This is a genomic window from Kineosporia rhizophila (assembly GCF_021277265.1).
Taxonomy (GTDB): domain Bacteria; phylum Actinomycetota; class Actinomycetes; order Actinomycetales; family Kineosporiaceae; genus Kineosporia; species Kineosporia rhizophila.
Genome location: NZ_JAJSOH010000065.1, coordinates 1 through 2,700 on the forward strand (window position 1 = coordinate 1; position 2,700 = coordinate 2,700).

At 70.1% G+C, this 2,700-nt stretch carries 1 protein-coding gene; it reads left to right on the top strand.

Annotated elements, in window-relative coordinates:
• Window positions 1-2,700, top strand: a 2,700-nt coding sequence (locus LWF15_RS35715) for a condensation domain-containing protein (protein ID WP_232815442.1), incomplete at both ends; no start/stop codon positions are given.

The window sequence follows — 2,700 nt, forward strand, 5'->3', positions numbered from 1 at the left end:
CGAAGGCTCGGGCATCAACGTCTGGAACACCTACGGCCCGACCGAAGCCGCCGTGGAAACGGTGGGCTTCGAACTGAAAAACCTGGGACCGGATGCGGACACGGTCCCGATCGGTCGTCCGGTGTGGAACACCGACGTGGTGGTGCTGGACTCCTGGCTGCGTCCGGTCGGACCGGGCGTGGTGGGAGAGCTCTATCTCGGCGGTGTTCAGGTCGCGGACGGCTATCTGGGGCAGGCGGCGCTGACGGCTCAGCGCTTCGTGGCCAACCCGTTTGCGGACGATGGTGCTCGCCTCTATCGCACGGGTGACCTGGTGCGGTGGAGCGAGGACGGGCAGCTGGAGTACCTGGGCCGGGCCGACGACCAGGTCAAGGTCCGGGGCTTCCGGATCGAGCTGGACGAGATCCGCAACGTGCTGGAGTCGCACCCGGACGTGACCGCGGCTGCGGTGTTGGCGTTCGACCACCCGGCGGGCGGCAAGTACCTGGCCGCCTACCTCACGGCCAGTGCGCCGGTGCCGCAGTTGCGGGAGTACGCGGGCGAACGGCTGCCCGAGTACATGGTGCCGACCACGTTCATCGTGCTCGACGCGTTCCCCCTCACGGTGAACGGCAAGCTGGACCGTCGCGCCCTGCCGGTTCCGGACCTGGCCTCGGCGTCCGAAGCAGGTCGCGCCCCAGCCACGCCGGCCGAGGTTGCCGTGGCCGAGATCTTCACCGAGGTTCTGAACCTCGACGGCCCGGTCTCTGCCGACGACGACTTCTTCCGGTTGGGCGGGCACTCGCTGCTGGCCACCCGCCTGATGGCCCGCACCAACGCTCAGCTCGGCTCCGCCTTGACCCTGCGTGAGGTGTTCGAGGTCCCGACCGTCGCCGGGCTGGCCGCCTCGGTCGCCGGGCGTCCCCAGGAGGTCCAGCTTCCCCGGGTGGGAGACCTGGCTCGTCCCGAGGTGCTTCCGCTGTCGTACGGCCAGCAGTCGCTCTGGCTGATCGAGCAGATGGGCGGGCCGGGTGGGCGGTACATCGTGCCGACTGTGCTGCGCCTGACCGGTGACCTGAACCAGGACGCTCTGGTGGACGCGGTCGGCGATGTGGTGGCCCGGCACGAGGCGCTGCGCACGCTCCTCGTCGAGGACCACCAGGGACTGCACCAGGTTGTGCTGCCCGTCGACCAGGCCCTGGCCGCGCTGGAGGTCTCTACGGCTGCGGAGCACGAGCCCGCAACCGTGGACGACCTCGTGCAGCGTGGGTTCGACCTCGGCCGGGACCTGCCCATCCGCGCAGGCCTGCTGCGGGTGGCTCCAGCCGAGTGGATCTTCGTGCTGGCCGCGCATCACCATGCCGTGGACGAGTGGTCGTTCCCGTCGCTGCTGGGGGATCTCGCCACCGCCTACCGGGCTCGGGTGGACGGCGAGCGGCCGCACTGGGTTCCGCTGCCGGTGCAGTACGCCGACTACGCGCTCTGGCAGCGCGAAGTTCTCGGGTCCGGCGACGACGCCCACAGCATGCTGGGACAAGACCTCGCCTACTGGCGAGAGGTTCTGGCCGACGCACCCCAGGAATCGACGATCACCCTGGACCGAGCCCGTCCGGGTGACCCGACCCATCACGGCGTGGATCTGAACTTCACCGTGCCCGCGGACACGGTTGCCGGTCTGCGACGGGTGGCTGACCACCACGGTGTGTCCATGTTCATGGTCGCCCAGGCCGCGACCGCGCTCGCGGCTTCGGTGCTGGGGGCCGGAGACGACGTGGTGATCGGCTCGCCACTCGGTGGACGCACTGAGGACGGCCTCGAGGACCTGGTCGGATACTTCGTCAACACGTTGCCCTTCCGCCACCGCCTGAACCCCGCGGACACGCTGGCGGAGCTGCTACAGGCCACCCGGCAGACCGTGCTGGACGGGTTCGCCCACCAGGGCGCGCCGTTCGAGGAGATCGCCCGGGTGGCCGGGGTCGAGCGGGCGGCGAACCGCAACCCGCTGTTCCAGATCATGCTCACCCACTACGTCGACGAGCCCGGGCAGACGCTCTCGCTGCCCGGCGTCTCCGCGACGCCGCTGCCCGACACCCTGGCCGCGGCCAAGACCGACCTCGACCTCAGCCTGGCCGACACTCCCGACGGCCTGGCCGGTTTCCTCACCTACGCCACCGAGATCCTCGACCGGGCCAAGGTGGACCGCTTCATCCAGGTGTTCACCGCCGTCCTCGAAGCCATCGCGACCGACCCGCAGCAGGTGGTGTCGGGTCTGTCCCTCGTTCCTGAGCTCGACCGGACCAGGGTGAGCAGGTGGCAGGTCGGCCAGGCCGGGAACGTCTCCTCCCTGACGCTGGATGCGCTGGTGCGCCGACAGACCGAGGCGACCCCGTTCGTCCCTGCTTTGATTGACGACGCCGGCCACCAGCTGTCGTACACGGACTTCGATTCCCGGGTGAACGCGGTCGCCCAGGTGCTCGTGGACCAGGGTGTTCGGGTGGGGGACCGGGTAGCGGTCAAGTTGCCGCGCTCGGTCGACCTGGTGATCACGCTGGCGGCCGTGCTGCGGGCCGGCGCCGCCTACGTACCCATCGACCCCGAGTACCCGGCCGAGCGGGTGGCCGCGATCCTGGCGGACGCTGCCCCGGCCCTGTTCGTCGACGAAGTGATCGACGCCGTGGGGACGGCTGAAGCGCCGGTGCTGTCGCGCCCGGTCTCGGAACA